This window comes from Candidatus Electronema sp. TJ (assembly GCF_048287355.1).
Lineage (GTDB): Bacteria > Desulfobacterota > Desulfobulbia > Desulfobulbales > Desulfobulbaceae > Electronema.
This window is the reverse complement of the sequence record NZ_JBLWEP010000050.1, coordinates 1-13,776: the sequence shown is the minus strand read 5'-3', so window position 1 is coordinate 13,776 and position 13,776 is coordinate 1. Positions and strand designations below refer to the sequence as shown.

General features: G+C 58.8%; 15 protein-coding genes. 13 read left to right on the top strand and 2 right to left on the bottom strand.

The features are described from left to right. Window positions 1-1,139, bottom strand: a 1,139-nt coding sequence (locus ACNKID_RS05560) for an amidohydrolase family protein (RefSeq protein ID WP_417912443.1), incomplete at its 3' end; no start/stop codon positions are given. A gap of 503 nt (window positions 1,140-1,642) precedes the next feature. Between ACNKID_RS05560 and ACNKID_RS05555 the strand changes: the two genes are divergently transcribed. The 13 genes from ACNKID_RS05555 to hemW all read left to right on the top strand — a co-directional run bounded on the left by ACNKID_RS05555 (window position 1,643) and on the right by hemW (window position 13,321). Further along, a complete protein-coding gene (locus ACNKID_RS05555; RefSeq protein ID WP_417912442.1) occupies window positions 1,643-3,010 on the top strand; it encodes a TrkH family potassium uptake protein in 1,368 nt (455 codons plus the stop codon). A 12-nt stretch (window positions 3,011-3,022) separates the two neighbouring features. Then, entirely contained in the window at window positions 3,023-3,673 is a 651-nt protein-coding gene (locus ACNKID_RS05550) for a potassium channel family protein (RefSeq protein WP_417912441.1), read from the top strand. Between the two features lie 102 nt (window positions 3,674-3,775). Next, window positions 3,776-4,615, top strand: a complete 840-nt coding sequence (locus ACNKID_RS05545) for a hemolysin family protein (protein WP_417912440.1) — start codon at window positions 3,776-3,778, stop codon at window positions 4,613-4,615. Continuing rightward, window positions 4,612-6,225 (top strand): apolipoprotein N-acyltransferase, encoded by a 1,614-nt coding sequence (lnt, locus tag ACNKID_RS05540; protein WP_417912439.1) that lies wholly within the window; start codon window positions 4,612-4,614, stop codon window positions 6,223-6,225. Before ACNKID_RS05545 ends, lnt begins: the two co-directional genes overlap by 4 nt. Next, on the top strand, window positions 6,222-6,467 hold the full coding sequence (locus ACNKID_RS05535; RefSeq protein WP_417912438.1) for a hypothetical protein: 246 nt from the start codon (window positions 6,222-6,224) through the stop codon (window positions 6,465-6,467). Before lnt ends, ACNKID_RS05535 begins: the two co-directional genes overlap by 4 nt. 34 nt (window positions 6,468-6,501) lie before the next feature. Further along, a protein-coding gene (prfB, locus tag ACNKID_RS05530; protein WP_417912437.1) for a peptide chain release factor 2 occupies window positions 6,502-7,615 on the top strand; the annotation gives its coding sequence in 2 pieces (ribosomal slippage) (window positions 6,502-6,585 and window positions 6,587-7,615; 1,113 coding nt in all). 3 nt (window positions 7,616-7,618) lie between these two features. Further along, window positions 7,619-8,833: a cation:proton antiporter gene (locus ACNKID_RS05525; RefSeq protein WP_417912436.1), complete on the top strand. Its 1,215-nt coding sequence runs from the start codon at window positions 7,619-7,621 to the stop codon at window positions 8,831-8,833. Then, window positions 8,830-9,177 (top strand): DMT family protein, encoded by a 348-nt coding sequence (locus ACNKID_RS05520; protein WP_417912435.1) that lies wholly within the window; start codon window positions 8,830-8,832, stop codon window positions 9,175-9,177. The genes ACNKID_RS05525 and ACNKID_RS05520 overlap by 4 nt, the downstream gene beginning before the upstream one ends. 295 nt (window positions 9,178-9,472) lie before the next feature. After that, window positions 9,473-10,483: a tRNA 5-methoxyuridine(34)/uridine 5-oxyacetic acid(34) synthase CmoB gene (gene cmoB, locus ACNKID_RS05515; protein ID WP_417912434.1), complete on the top strand. Its 1,011-nt coding sequence runs from the start codon at window positions 9,473-9,475 to the stop codon at window positions 10,481-10,483. Between the two features lie 27 nt (window positions 10,484-10,510). Continuing rightward, complete coding sequence (locus tag ACNKID_RS05510; protein WP_417912433.1) at window positions 10,511-11,062, top strand: hypothetical protein; 552 nt, start codon at window positions 10,511-10,513, stop codon at window positions 11,060-11,062. 128 nt (window positions 11,063-11,190) lie between these two features. Then, window positions 11,191-11,328, top strand: coding sequence for a hypothetical protein (locus ACNKID_RS05505; RefSeq protein WP_417912432.1), 138 nt, complete (start codon window positions 11,191-11,193; stop codon window positions 11,326-11,328). A gap of 130 nt (window positions 11,329-11,458) precedes the next feature. Beyond that, on the top strand, window positions 11,459-12,196 hold the full coding sequence (radC, locus tag ACNKID_RS05500; protein WP_417912431.1) for a RadC family protein: 738 nt from the start codon (window positions 11,459-11,461) through the stop codon (window positions 12,194-12,196). Continuing rightward, window positions 12,197-13,321, top strand: coding sequence for a radical SAM family heme chaperone HemW (gene hemW / locus ACNKID_RS05495; RefSeq protein ID WP_417912430.1), 1,125 nt, complete (start codon window positions 12,197-12,199; stop codon window positions 13,319-13,321). Window positions 13,322-13,557: 236 nt separating this feature from the next. On the opposite strand, the gene ACNKID_RS05490 is transcribed toward hemW, so the two are convergent. Continuing rightward, a partial coding sequence (locus tag ACNKID_RS05490; protein WP_417912429.1) for a hypothetical protein occupies window positions 13,558-13,776 on the bottom strand: 219 nt, incomplete at its 5' end.

The following is a 13,776-nucleotide window of genomic DNA, read 5'->3' as shown; positions in this document are numbered from 1 at the left end:
ACCCGCTCCATCGCTGCTGTCAGGATGAGAGCCTCCTTGCCTGCCTCCAAGCTGCCAAGTGCTTTGTCCAAGCCCAAAGCCGCTGCCCCGCCCAGCGTGGCCATAGCCAGTAACGTCTCCGGCGGAACGCTTGGCTGCTCCTCCGCCAGCAGGCGCAGTTCCCGCCAGACAGACAGCTGCGGGTTGCTGGCCAAGCTGTCTGTGCCAATGGCTGGCAGGATGCCCTGCCGCAGCAGGCTGGCCAGCGGAGCCTTACCAACGCCCAAGCTGCGGTTGCTGCCCGGACAGAGGCAGACCTTTGCGCCTGACGCGGCGAGCAAGGCAATTTCCTCCTTATCTATATGCACGCAGTGAACGCAGAGCGTGCGGCTGTCCAAGAGACCGTGTTGATGCAGATAATGAACAGCCCCGCCTGCTTTGCGCATGGGCTGGAACGTGCCATCCCATGCGCCCCGCTGCTCAAGAAAGACGCGCAGCTCGCCTTGACCGCTGAGCAGCAGCTCTATTTCCGCTGTTGACTCTGCGGTGTGGATGGGAAAGATGTGGCCAAGCCGCCTCGCCCGCGCTTTCAGGCCGCGCAGCAAGAGAGGATGGGTTGAATACAGCGCATGGCCGGTGCAGGGCTGCTTGTCACTTTCCTGCTGAAGGCGGAGCAGGGCTGCCTCCGCGCTGTCTGTGCGCAGGCTGAGATATTCCTTGAAGACCAGCAGCCTGGTGCTGAACTCCGCTGCAAGAAGCTGGCTGGTCAGGCCGCTGTTAGAGATGTCGGCAAGGACGGCAACCCCTTCAGCCTGCTGCTGCGCCAGTGCCTGCCGCGCTGCCTGAAGAATGGCCGCATCATCGGCGGAGGCTTGGCTGCGTGCTGCCAACAGTCTTTCTATCCAAGCGGGAAAAGAGGGCGGCGCAGGCTGCTGCCCAAGCTGGCTAAGATGCGACAGCTCAAGGTGCGCATGGGCGTTGATCAGGCCGGGGAGCAGCACACAGTCCGGGTGCTCAATCACCTGCGCACCGGGCCAGCTCCGCCTCACTTCGCGGAAAGGGCCGACCGCTGCTATGCGTCCTGCCTGCACAGCAATGCCGCCGTCCGCAACAGGCGGGCTGGAGACTGGCAGCAGCCAAGGAGCGCGGCGGATGATCATCGTAGGGCCGGTTCGCGAACCGGCCTTACCGTTCCTCAATTCCTTCTTCGTCAGGTCAACCAATGGCATCAGGCAAGCAGGGGTTCGTCCTAGAATGAGGAGGGCAGACGCAAAGGTTGCAGGAGAAACATTTCACACTGCTCCAGCTATAGCAGAAAAAATCTTTCCTGCAAGCGTCTTTTTTGCTATGATCAGAGCTTTTCTGACAAGCTGGCCGACAATGAGTCATATATATGACTCGGCAGGTACCAACCATATGGTACTGAGAGTTGCAACCGTATGGTACCGAGAGTTCCAACCATATGGTACTGAGAGTTCCAACCGTATGGTACTGAGAGTTCCAAACATATGGTACCGAGAGTTCCAACCGTATGGTACTGAGAGTTCCAACCATATGGTACTGAGAGTTCCAACCATATGGTACTGAGAGTTCCAAACATATGGTACTGAGAGTGTCATACCTATGACTCCTGTATTTTCCACCGCTGACCAAGCAGACACGCATGAGCCTGCGCAGAAGACTGAAAAGGATTCTCACCCCCATCTCGCTGCCGGTGCTGTTCTTCGCCGCCGCCATCCTGCTCGGCGCGGTGCTGCTGCACGCGCCCTTCAGCTGCGGCGCGGGCCGGGTCTCCTTCCTTGACGCGCTCTTCACCTCGACCTCAGCCGTCTGCGTCACCGGCCTGGCAGTGGTTGACACCGGCACAGCCTACAGCCGCGCCGGGCAAGTCATCCTCATGCTGCTGATTCAGGGCGGAGGGCTTGGCATCATGACCTTCTCGACCTTGGCCTTGTACTTGTGGAAGAAACGGGTCTCTCTGACGGACAAGATCGCGGTCGGCCAGAGCATACTCAACAACGCCAACTTTCATCTTGGCAGATTCCTCATCCAAGTCTTCGCTCTCACCCTGCTGATCGAACTCTGCGGCGCGGTGCTCCTGTTCATCAGCGACCCGCAGACCTTCTCGCCTTTCTACGCCCTGTTCCACGCGGTCTCAGCCTTCTGCAACGCCGGATTCGCTCTGCATCCAGACAACTTTATCCGTTATCAAGACAACTGGCCGGTCAACCTGACGATCATGGCCTTGATCGTGCTTGGCGGCCTTGGTTTCTCTGTGATTATTGAAAGCTCGTCCTTTGCCTGCGCACGCCTGCGCAGCCGAAGAGCCGTGTGGAAAGACGAATGGTACAACAGCCTCGTGCTCAAGACCTCGCTCTTCCTTATCGCCGCTGGCGCAGTGTCTCTTTATGTGGCGGAATTCGTCGTTCGTAAGCCCTATCTCCCTGCCAGCGAGGCCGTGCTGGCCTCGCTCTTCCAATCCGTCACCTGCCGGACAGCGGGCTTCAACACCCTGAACATTGCCGCCATGACCGATGCTTCGCTGCTCTTCATGATCCTGCTCATGTTCATCGGCGGCGCGCCCGGCTCCTGCGCAGGCGGAATCAAAGTGACCACCTTCCGGGTCTTGCACTCGTTCATCATGGCCCAGCTCAGAGGTCGGCATCAGGTGACGCTGGGCAAGTACGCGGTGGACAGCGAGTCGGTCAACAGTGCCTTGACCCTGCTTTTCTTCTCAGTCGCCTTGCTCTTCTTCAGCGTCATTGTCCTCAACTTCACCGAAGGCGGCGAACTCTCGCATCAGCAGACGCAGGGCCGCTTTCTTGAGCTGCTCTTCGAGGCGGTCTCGGCCTTTGGCACAGTCGGCCTGAGCGCGGATCTCACCCCCAAGCTCTCGCCCGGCGGCAAAGTGATCATCATCTGCCTGATGTTCATTGGCAGGCTTGGCCCGCTGGTGCTGCTCGGCTCGGTGCAGTCCTTCGGCACCAAGCTGCTCTACTCCCGTCCTGAAGAGAAGCTGTCTATTGGTTGAACCCGGAGCATCATGAAACTGCAAATCGGCATCATAGGCTTGGGCAAATTCGGCCTCAAGTTCGGTCAGACCCTGGTCAGCCTTGGCCATGAGGTCTTAGGCATAGAGACTGACCCGGACAAGGTCAAGAACGCGCAGCACATTCTCACCCAAGTCTTCCTCACCGACGCGATGAGCCGCGAGGCGCTGGAGCAGATCCGCATTCAGGACTTGGAGCACGTCTTAGTCAGCGTCGGCGACTCCATCGCCGCCAGCGTGATGATCACCATGTATCTGAAGGAGCTGGGCGTGCCCAAGGTCTGGGTGAAGGCAATCAACAAAGACCACGAGAAGCTGCTCCACAAGATCGGCGCGGACGAAGTGGTGATCCCGGAGTTCATGGCCGCCAAGCAGATCGCCAGCCGTATTGCCATGCCCGGCTTTATTGAGTATCTTTCCTTTGACCGTTCCATGGCGGTGAAGGAGTTCACTGTCAAACGCTGGGCAGGCAAGAGCCTGATCGAGCTGAACCTGCCCAACAGCTTCGGCATCCAGATCATTGCTGTGCGTCGGAACGGCAGCAAAAAGTATGAGTACATCCCCAAGGCTGACGAGCTGTTCCAAGAGGGAGACAACTTTGTCGCCATCGGCAAGATTGCCCAGATGACGAAGATCGTGCCCTGAGCAGGCGGCGGATTCTCTCGCTTGGCCGCGCCGCTCATGCTATAATGGCTGGGACGACAGAAGCAGATATATGTTCGGCATCTGGAGGATGAGCGCAGGAACATGAGCGAGAACGAGGGGGAAACGAGGGTAAAGTCTTTCTGGCAGCGGCTGCGGCCCTTGTTCCGCGCCGCGCCGGACACAGCTCAGGAGCTGGAGCATGAGATACAGGAGCTGCTGGAGGACGGTGAAGAGCACGGCCTGATCAGCAGCCACGAAGAGCAGCTCATCAACTCCATCTTCAGCTTCCGCGCCACGGTGGCCTCGGAAGTCATGACCCCGGCAGCGGAAATCATCTCCGCTGACCTCAGCAGCTCGGTGGAAGACATAAGCCAGCTGATCTGCAACGAGGGCTACACCCGCATCCCGCTCTTCAGCGGCAGCCCGGACAACATCGTCGGCATTGTCCACGCCAAAGACCTGCTCCGCATCCTCAGCAGCGGCAGCCCGGCCAAGCTGGAAGAGCAGCTCAACCCGCCGGTGCTGGTGGCGGAGTCGAAGCCGGTCACCGAGCTGCTCCGCGATTTTCAGTCCGGCAAGAACCACATGGCCATTGTCACCGACGAGTTTGGCAGCGTCCGGGGCTTGGTCACGCTGGAAGATGTGCTGGAGGAGATCGTCGGCGAGATTGATGACGAATACGACCAAGGCGGACGGGAGCTGATGCTGGAGGTGGACCGCCAGACTGTGGTCGTGGATGCCCGGATTGACATTGAGGCGGTGGAGCGGCATTTTGACTGCCTGCTGCCGGACGGCCCCTACGAGTCGGTGGGCGGCCTGCTCATCCATCTGCTCAACCGGGTGCCGAAACAGGGCGAGAGCGTGACAGCCCAGCCCCTGACCTTCAAAGTGCTGACCTCGACCCCGCGCCGGGCACGCACTGTGCGCATCCGCAAGCTATGAGTGACGAAAAGCCCCTGAACAGAATCCTGACGCTGGCCGCTCCCGCCGCTTCGGCCCTGCTGCTGACGCTGGCCATGCCTGGCCTGACCGGCTGGTGGCCGCTGCTCTTTGTCGCCTTGCTGCCGCTGCTCTGGGCGGCGCGGCAGCTGTCTCCATCCCAGAGCGTCTGCATGGGCATGGCCTGTGGCATTCTCTATCACGCCGGCCTGATGTACTGGATAGTCTTTGTCCTGAACCATTACGGCGGCATGCATGCCGCCGTAGCGGCGGCGGCCATGCTCCTTTTGGCCGCATACATGGCGGGGTACATGGGATTCTTCTGCTGGGCCATCTCGCGGCTGACGGGCGGGCCGGGACAAGGCTCCGCCTCTGTCATTCTGCTGACCGCGCCTGCGCTCTGGGTCGGCCTTGATGTGGTGAAGGGGTTTCTCTTCTCCGGCCTGCCGTGGATGGACCTCGGCTGCGGCCTGCACCGGCAGCCTTTGCTGATCCAGTCTGCCGACTTGGGCGGACATCATCTTGTCACGTTCTGCGTTGTTCAAATCAACGCCTTGATTTTCTGGCTTGCAGACAGAATGCTGAACCGCAGCCGCGCCAAGGAGCTGCGGCGGCATTCCCTGTACCCGCTGGCTGTTTTCCTCCTGCTGTACTGCGTCGGCGGCTACTCCATGTTCCGCTGGCGGCAGATCGAGGCGACAGCAGCATCAGCCGGACAGGCGGTTGTGACCGTGGTGCAAGGCAACATTGATCAAAGCGAGAAATGGTCTCCGGCCCACAAAGAAGAGACGGTGCGCAAGTACCTCGCTCTCTCCAAGCGGAATTTCCGCAGTGACCGCCCCATGGATCTGCTGGTCTGGCCTGAGACCGCCCTGCCTTTCTATCCTTCGCGGGACACGCTGATGCACCAAGTGCGCGGCTTCGCCCGCGACCGGCGGGTTCATATGCTGGTCGGAGCACCCTATTTCACTGTGCTGCCGGAAAAGAAGAGGCCGGTGGAGTTTTTCAACAGCGCGTTGATGCTGGATTCCGATGGCCGTTTGACAGAGAGATATAACAAGCAGCACCTGGTGCCCTTTGGCGAATATGTCCCCTTGCGCGATTATCTTTGGTTTGTCAAGCCCTTGGTGGAGCTGATAGGCGACTTCATACCAGGAACGTCTTCGGATCCGATGGAGGCGGAACAGATCAAGGCCGGAACGCTGATCTGCTTTGAATCCATCTTCCCGGAAATCGCCCGGAAGACTGTCGCGCAAGGGGCCAACCTGTTGGTCAATCTGACCAACGACGCATGGTACGGGCGTTCCAGCGCACCGCATCAGTCTTGGGCGATGACTGTGATGCGGGCGGTGGAGAACCGGCGCAGCGTAGCGAGGGCTGCCAACACCGGCATCAGCGGCTTTGTCGCGCCGACCGGGGCTGTCATTGCTGAGTCAGCACTGTTCGAGGATGCCGCCCTGACAGAATCGGTTCCCCTGCTCACGGAGCAGACCTTCTTTGTCAAAGGCGGTCATTGGTTCGGTCATGTCTGCCTTGCCCTCAGCGGAATATTTCTTCTCATAAATAGTTGGCTGACAAGAAAGCAGCGGAAGCGCGGAGGTGGCAAGCGGTGAGCAAAGAAAAAGAATATGTCGGCGTGAGCCAGTGCGGCGACGGCACGTGGCAGTATTCAGTGCGCAAAGCCAGCGGCAAGATCAAGACTGCGGACGGTTTCAGCACGGCCAAGGTGGCGGCCCTGCTGCGGGACGAATACATCATCCGCCACCAGCTGGACGAAGAGCGCAACTTCACTGTCAGACGGATGGCGAAGATGCGCAATGAGGCCTACGAGCAGATGTTCGGCAGGCAGGATTAAATGACTACGCTACAATTCAGGAGAATGCAAAACAATGGCTGATTTGACCGAGACTGCGGAACTGCGGCAGAAGATACAGGCGTTGAAAAACAAGATGCTCGCGCTGAAGGAGCATCTTTGACTTGGACAGCAAAAAGCTGGACATTGAACGCTTGGAGTCGGAGTCGCTGGAGCCGGATTTCTGGAACGATCAGCACAACGCCAAAAAAGTGCAGCGGCAGCTCGGCCAGCTGCAAGATGTGGTCGGCGGCTGGGAGCTGCATTATCGGCATGTTGAAGAGGCGGAGCTGCTCTTGGACATGGCGGTGGAGGAAGGCGACGCGGAGGCCCTGAACGAGGTCGAAGCCTCGCTGGGGCGGCTGGCTGCGGAGGTCGAGGCCACGGAGCTGGAGTGCATGTTCGTTGGCGAGCACGACAGCTGCAACGCCCTGCTCACCGTTCATGCAGGCGCAGGCGGCACTGAGTCGCAGGATTGGGTGAGCATGTTGTTGCGCATGTACCTGCGCTGGGCCGAGCTGCACAGTTTCAAGGCCGACATTCTGGATTATCTGCCCGGCGATGAGGCGGGCGTGAAGTCGGTCACGGTGCTGATCAGCGGCAAGAACGCCTACGGTTACACCCGCTCCGAGGTCGGCATCCACCGTTTGGTGCGCATATCCCCCTTTGACGCATCGGGCCGTCGCCACACTTCCTTCGCCTCGGTGATGGTGCTGCCGGAACTGGATGACACTATCGAGATAGACATCAACGAGAAAGACTTGCGCATAGATACCTACCGCTCAAGCGGCGCAGGCGGCCAGCATGTCAACAAGACCGACTCGGCCATCCGCATCACCCATCTGCCCACGAATATTGTCGTGCAATGCCAGAACGAGCGTTCGCAACTCCGCAACAAGGAGATGGCGATGAAGATGCTGATGGCCAAGCTCTATGACAAGCAGCAGCAGGAGAACTTGCAGGCGCAGGAGAATCTGCACGGGGAAAAGAAGGATATTGCCTGGGGCAGCCAGATACGCTCCTATGTCCTCCAGCCCTACCGCCTGATCAAAGACCACCGCACTGGCGTGGAGGTCGGCAATGTGGACGCTGTGTTAGATGGCGAGCTGGATCAGTTCATTAAGGCCTTCCTGCTCTGGCAGCCGCGTTAAGCGATGCCGCTGCTGACCAGCCTGCTCATTCTGATCGTCGCGGCGCGGCTGCTGGGACAGATTTTTCAGCGCTACGGCCAGCCTTCCATAGTCGGGGAGATGCTGGCCGGAGTGCTGCTGGGGCCGAGCGCACTCAATCTGATCCACGCCAACGCCGCGCTGGCGAGCATCTCCGAGTTCGCCGTCTTTCTGGTGGTGCTCTCCGCCGGGCTGGAGATGAATTTCAAGGATGTCTTCAACGCTCTGTTCAGCCGGGGCATCGTCATTGCCATCCTCGGCTTTGTCCTGCCCTTTGCCGCTGGCGCAGCTGTTGGCGCAGCCTTTCAGCTTGATGTGATGCGCACCGTCTTTCTCGGCCTCTGTGTCTCCATCACTGCCTTGCCGGTCACTGTGCGCATCCTCCAGAGCTTCAATCTGCTCAATTCCGACATTGCCCGTTATTCAGTGGCCACGGCCATATTCAACGACGTGGCCGCCCTGCTGGTGCTCGGAGTGATTCTCAACCTGCCGGAGCAGCCCTCTCTGCGGGCCATTGCGGTTTCTGTCTTCGGCACGGGCTGGAAGTTAGTCGCGCTGGGTGCGCTTATCCTCGGTTTCAACTGGCAGCTGGAGCAGCTGCCCAAGCGCGGCATACACATTGAGAAGGTCTCGGAGAAATTAGTCGAGATCGTCGGCGGAGAGGCCCTCTTCGGCATACTCGCCCTCTTTGTGCTCGGTTTCGGCTCGATCAGCGAGATGCTCGGCTTTCATTTCGTCATCGGCGCATTCTTCGGCGCACTGCTGATAGACCGGAAGTTCTTCCTCGCCTCGCGCTACCATGAGCTGGACCTCACGCTGCGCTCGCTCACCGAAGGCTTTCTGGGGCCAGTCTTTTTTGCTTATCTGGGCTTGGAATTCGATATTGACGCGCTCAGACCGCTCGGCTTTGTCTTTGTCGTGCTGGCAATCTCCATTGTCTCAAAAGTGCTGGCCGGCTGGCTCGGCGGCCTGATCATTCAGCTGCCGCAGGCTGAGGCCCTCGGCATCGGCATCATCCTCAACGGGCGCGGGGTGATGGAACTGGTCATCGCCAGCATCGCCTATGAGCGCGGCTTCATCAATCAGGGCCTCTTCTCCACCCTTGTCCTGATGGGCGTGGTGACAACAATGATCACCCCGCTGCTTTTCCGCAGATGGATACTGCCCAACATAGAGAAAGAATCCGCGCCATCGCCATGAATCCAGTCCTGACCTCCATCCTCCTGCTGGCGTGCAGCAATGTCTTCATGACCTTCGCCTGGTACGCCCATCTTAAGGAGCTGCACAGCAAGCCATGGATCGCCGCCGCTCTGTTCAGCTGGGGCATCGCCCTGTTTGAATACCTTCTGCAAGTCCCGGCCAACCGCATCGGCCACACCGTCCTCAGCGTGGGACAGCTCAAGATTATTCAGGAGGTGGTCACGCTGACAGTCTTCCTGCCCTTTTCGGTCTTTTACCTGAAGGAATCCCTGAGGCTGGACTACCTCTGGGCGGGCCTCTGCCTCATCGGGGCAGTGTATTTCATGTTCCGGGCGAAGCTGTAGGCAACGCATAAACTTGATGTCAGGGCTTCTGCCGCTTTCCACGATCTGTTGCGCCGCCGTTTTGTCCATCAGGAGGGCCGCCACCTGGTCTGCCCAGCCAGCCTCGATGTCTAAACAGGCGGCATATCTTTCACCCTATAAAAAGGGCACCATTTTGACTCTCAAAATGGGAGTATTTTGACTCCCAAAATGGGTACATTTTGACTCCCAAAATGGGGGTATTTTGATTCTCAAAAAAAACGGCATGTATCAACGCATGTACGGCCTTCCGCCAAAACTGCAAACCTTCTGACGCATGAATCCTCCCCAGCCCCCATATCTCAACTATCTCCCCACCGCCCTGAAGAACAGCATCAGCCGCCTGCACGAGGAGAAGCAGGCATGGATCAGGCAGCCGAAAAAGGGCTTTCTCCGCTACCGGGAGCCGATGGAGGCTGCGGCACGCCTGCGGGCCTCCAGCCTTGACCTGAGCGGCGACGTGGTGCGCATCGGCAGCCGCGCTGACCTCAGCGACAGCGAATATGAGCAGGCAATGCATTTGCTGCGGAACTTCATGCCGTGGCGGAAAGGGCCGTTCTCCATCTTCGGGATTGATATAGATGCGGAATGGCAAAGCTGGCGCAAATGGAACCGCCTCCTGCTCGCTCTGCCTGATCTGAAAGACAAAGTGATTGCTGACGTGGGCTGCAACAACGGCTACTACATGTTCCGCATGGCCGCCCATGCGCCGCGCATGGTGCTCGGCTTGGAGCCATACGCCCAGCATTATTTCACCTTCACCGCCCTCAACCGCTTTGCCGGGCTGGAGAATCTCTTCATTGACCTGCTCGGCATCGAGCATCTGCCGCTCTTCCCAGACTGCTTTGACGTGATTTTCTGCCTTGGCATCCTCTATCACCGGCCTTCGCCCATTGACGCGCTGCGCGAGCTGCACACCGCCCTCAAGCCGGGCGGCTGCCTGCTGCTGGAGTCGCAGGCCATCAGCGGCGAGGAGCCGGTGGCCCTGTTCCCGGAGAAAACCTATGCCAAGGTGCCAGGAACGTGGTTCGTGCCCACACCTTCTTGTCTGCGCAACTGGCTGCTGAGGGCTGGATTCACAGAGATTGAATGCTTCTGCCAGCATCCGATGAGCGGCGAGGAGCAGCGGCGGACAGACTGGATGCTTTTTGAATCCTATCAAGATTTTATTGACAAAACCAACCCGCTGCGTACAATAGAGGGGTATCCCGCCCCGTGGCGGGTCTTCTTCAAAGCCAGCAAGGCGGAACCGAGACACCACGCCTGTCCCCTGCGGCGCAACCCATAAATCTCATATTCATTCAAGGTGATTTGCATGAAAGCGGCAGAATGCACATTATATCATGGCGGCCTGAAAGGCGCGGAAACCATGTTTGGCGAACTGGCCGAGCAGCACGGAGTTGGCGAGGTCATCTTCACCTTTGAAGGCCACCGTCTCAACCGCGACCGCAACGCCATCGCCTTGAGCGAGGATGACCTCCAGCGCGGCGACATCAGCATGGAAATCGCCTCGCGGATGATGAACCGCACCTACTACGAGACCGAGAAAATCCGCCGGGTGCTGCAAGCCATTTTCCACATGGTCAACAAGGGGCATCAGGTCTTTGTCATCGGCACGATACTGGAGGACAATTCAGTCAAAGGCGGCACAGGCTGGGCCGTGGAGCTGGCCAAACTCTTCAACCGACCCCTGCATGTCTATGACCAGAGCCGCATAGGCTGGTTCACATGGAAAGACGGCGCGTGGCAGCCGGAGGAGAAACCAAGAATCTCCTACGACACCTATGTCGGCTCCGGCACCCGCTACCTCAGCGACGAAGGCAAGGCGGCCATCGAGCAGCTTTACGCCGACAGCTTCGGGGAGTGATCTTTTCTGCAAGCAGAGAGGCAAGCCGACAGCCTGCCTCTGTTTTCCACGCCGCTGTGTTCAACCGCCGCCCGCCGCCGCGTCCTCTTCTTGTCCATGACAAGGCAGAATATCCGAAGGAGCATCCCATGCAACGCAACATCAAGCCAATTTTGTTGGCCGAGCTGATCGGCACGGCAGTGGCTCCATGTGCGCCGGGCAGTGCGGGGCGGCAAATCAACCTGCGAAACCTCTTGTTGCAGGCGGAAGCAAGAAGCTCCGCATAGTCCGCGCTGAGAACGCAGACAGCTTCACTCCCTGTCTTTGCTGTTCCATTTTCCTCCGAACGCTTGACGTGCCGCCTGCATCCCGTTCAATCTTAAACGCATCGGTGATGGCATTTATTTGAGATGGCAAATGAACAGTCAAAATTCTTTAATCCCATCAGAAGGCCACCGCCAGCGGCTGCGCGACCGCTTCCAAGAAAAGGGCATTGATGCTCTTTCTGATGTTGAGGTCATCGAGCTGCTGCTGACTTTCGGCACACCGCGCTGCGACTGCAAGCAGTCTGCCAGAGAAGCGTTGGAACGCTTCAAAACCCTGCCTGAGGTGCTGGACGCGCCGCCTGCGGCCTTGGAAAAGGTCCATGGCATGGGGCCGAAGAACATCTTCGCCATCCAGTTCATCCAAGGCGTGGCCCGCCGCTACCTGCGCCAGCGCATTCAGCGGAAGAACTACATCACCTCGTCCAAAGAGGTTGCCGACTACCTCATCCATGCCCTGCGCGGCCTGCGGCGCGAGGTCTTCATGGCCGTGTATCTTGATGCCAGCCACGCGGTGATTGACAGCGAGATACTCTCCGAAGGCACGGTCAACGTCAACACGGTCTATCCCCGCGAACTGCTCAAAGCCGCGCTGGGCCGCAACGCCGCCGCCTTGGTCATCGCCCACAACCATCCCTCCGGCAGCCGCGAGCCGTCAGCGCAGGACAAGCAGCTCACCCGCACGCTGCACCTGCTCTGCTCCTTCATGAACATCAACCTGCTCGATCACCTGATTATCGGCGCGGGCGAGACGGTCTTCAGCTTTGCCGACAACGGCCTGATGGAGGCGGTCCGCAATGACTGCGCCGCGCTGCGTGCCAAGCTGGGCTGAATGGACGAGCTCGGCCTTTATCTGCATGTGCCTTTCTGTCTGAAAAAGTGCGCCTATTGCAGCTTTTACTCGCTGCCGGGCCGACAGAACGTTGACCGCTATATTGCCTCTGTCACGCAGCAACTGCGCCAGTATTCCTATGAAGAACGCCCGCTGACCAGCATCTTCTTTGGCGGCGGAACGCCAACCATGCTGCCGCCAGAATCTCTGCGCCAACTTCTGACGGAATGCCGCCAGCAGTTTTTCTGCGCCGAAGATGCTGAGATCTCAATTGAGGTCAATCCGGCCACGGTTGATCTGCCCGCCTTGCAAACCCTGCGGCAAGCGGGCTTCAACCGTCTGTCCATCGGTGCGCAGTCTTTTCAAGACAACGAGCTGCGATGCTTGGGCCGCCCGCACACGGTAGCCGCTGCGGCGCAGACTGTCCGCTTAGCCCGCGAGGCTGGCTTCACCAGCATAGGCTTGGACTTGATGTTCGGCCTGCCAGAACAGACGCTGTCAACGTGGCGGAACACGCTGGCGCAGGCTTTGGACTTGGAACCGCAGCATCTTTCCATCTACGAGCTGACCATTGAGGACGGAACGCCCTTTGCCCGGCAGCAGAAGTGTGGACAATTAGTGCTGCCAGACGAGGATGCTGCGCTGCGGATGCTGGAGGCAACGCAGCAGATGACTGAAGAAGCCGGTTTCCGGCGTTATGAGATTTCCAACTACGCGCTGCCCGGCTTTGAATGCCGCCATAACATCAATTACTGGCGGAGCGGTGAATGGATTGGTCTTGGGCCGAGCGCAGTTTCTTCCATTAACGGCACCCGCTGCACGGCACTTGCTGATGCGGAGAAATTCTGCCGCCGGATGGAGAGCGGGCAGGAAGTCTGGCAGGAAAAGGAGACGCTGGAGCCGGAAGCCGCTTTCCGGGAAAGCGTGGTCATCGGCCTGCGGATGACCGCAGGCGTGTCTCTGGCGGACTTGCGCTGCCGCTTTGGGATTGATGCCGAGGTGTATTACGGTGAAACGCTGGCCCGGCTTGTCAGACTGAACATGCTGGAAATCATGAAGGACCATCTGCGCCTGACTGATCAGGGGCTGCTGCTGGCCAACGCAGTGATGGCGGAATTAGTCTGATGAAACCGGCTTGGCCGATGTAGGACGATGTTCTTGGCGACAGGATTTTTTGACTGCTGCTCAAACGTAGAGCCTGTTATGAATGCGGGTTACGAATTAGAAACAATCCATAATTCCTGTGCGACAGGCCGGTGAAGTGCTGCCTTTGTCGGCTTGACCGCAGGAGGGGAAGCATCCCAAGCTTCCCGCATATGCGACGGCATGAAAATAAAGGACGGAGCCAATTGAGTCGCTGTTCAGCTGGACTGACGAGAAAACCTGTATTCAGACAGCTTCAAAGGCACGCTCAACACAGGGGCTGCCATGTTGCTGTTGACTCCTATTTTCAACCCCAGTTGCGACCTGCAACAATTTGGGTTGTCACTGCTTTTTGAGGATTTCTCTGTTTTGAACTCTTGCAGGAATTGCAGCCAGCCGCCTTCGCGGGCGGCTTTTGTTTTCGCAGCCAGGCGGAA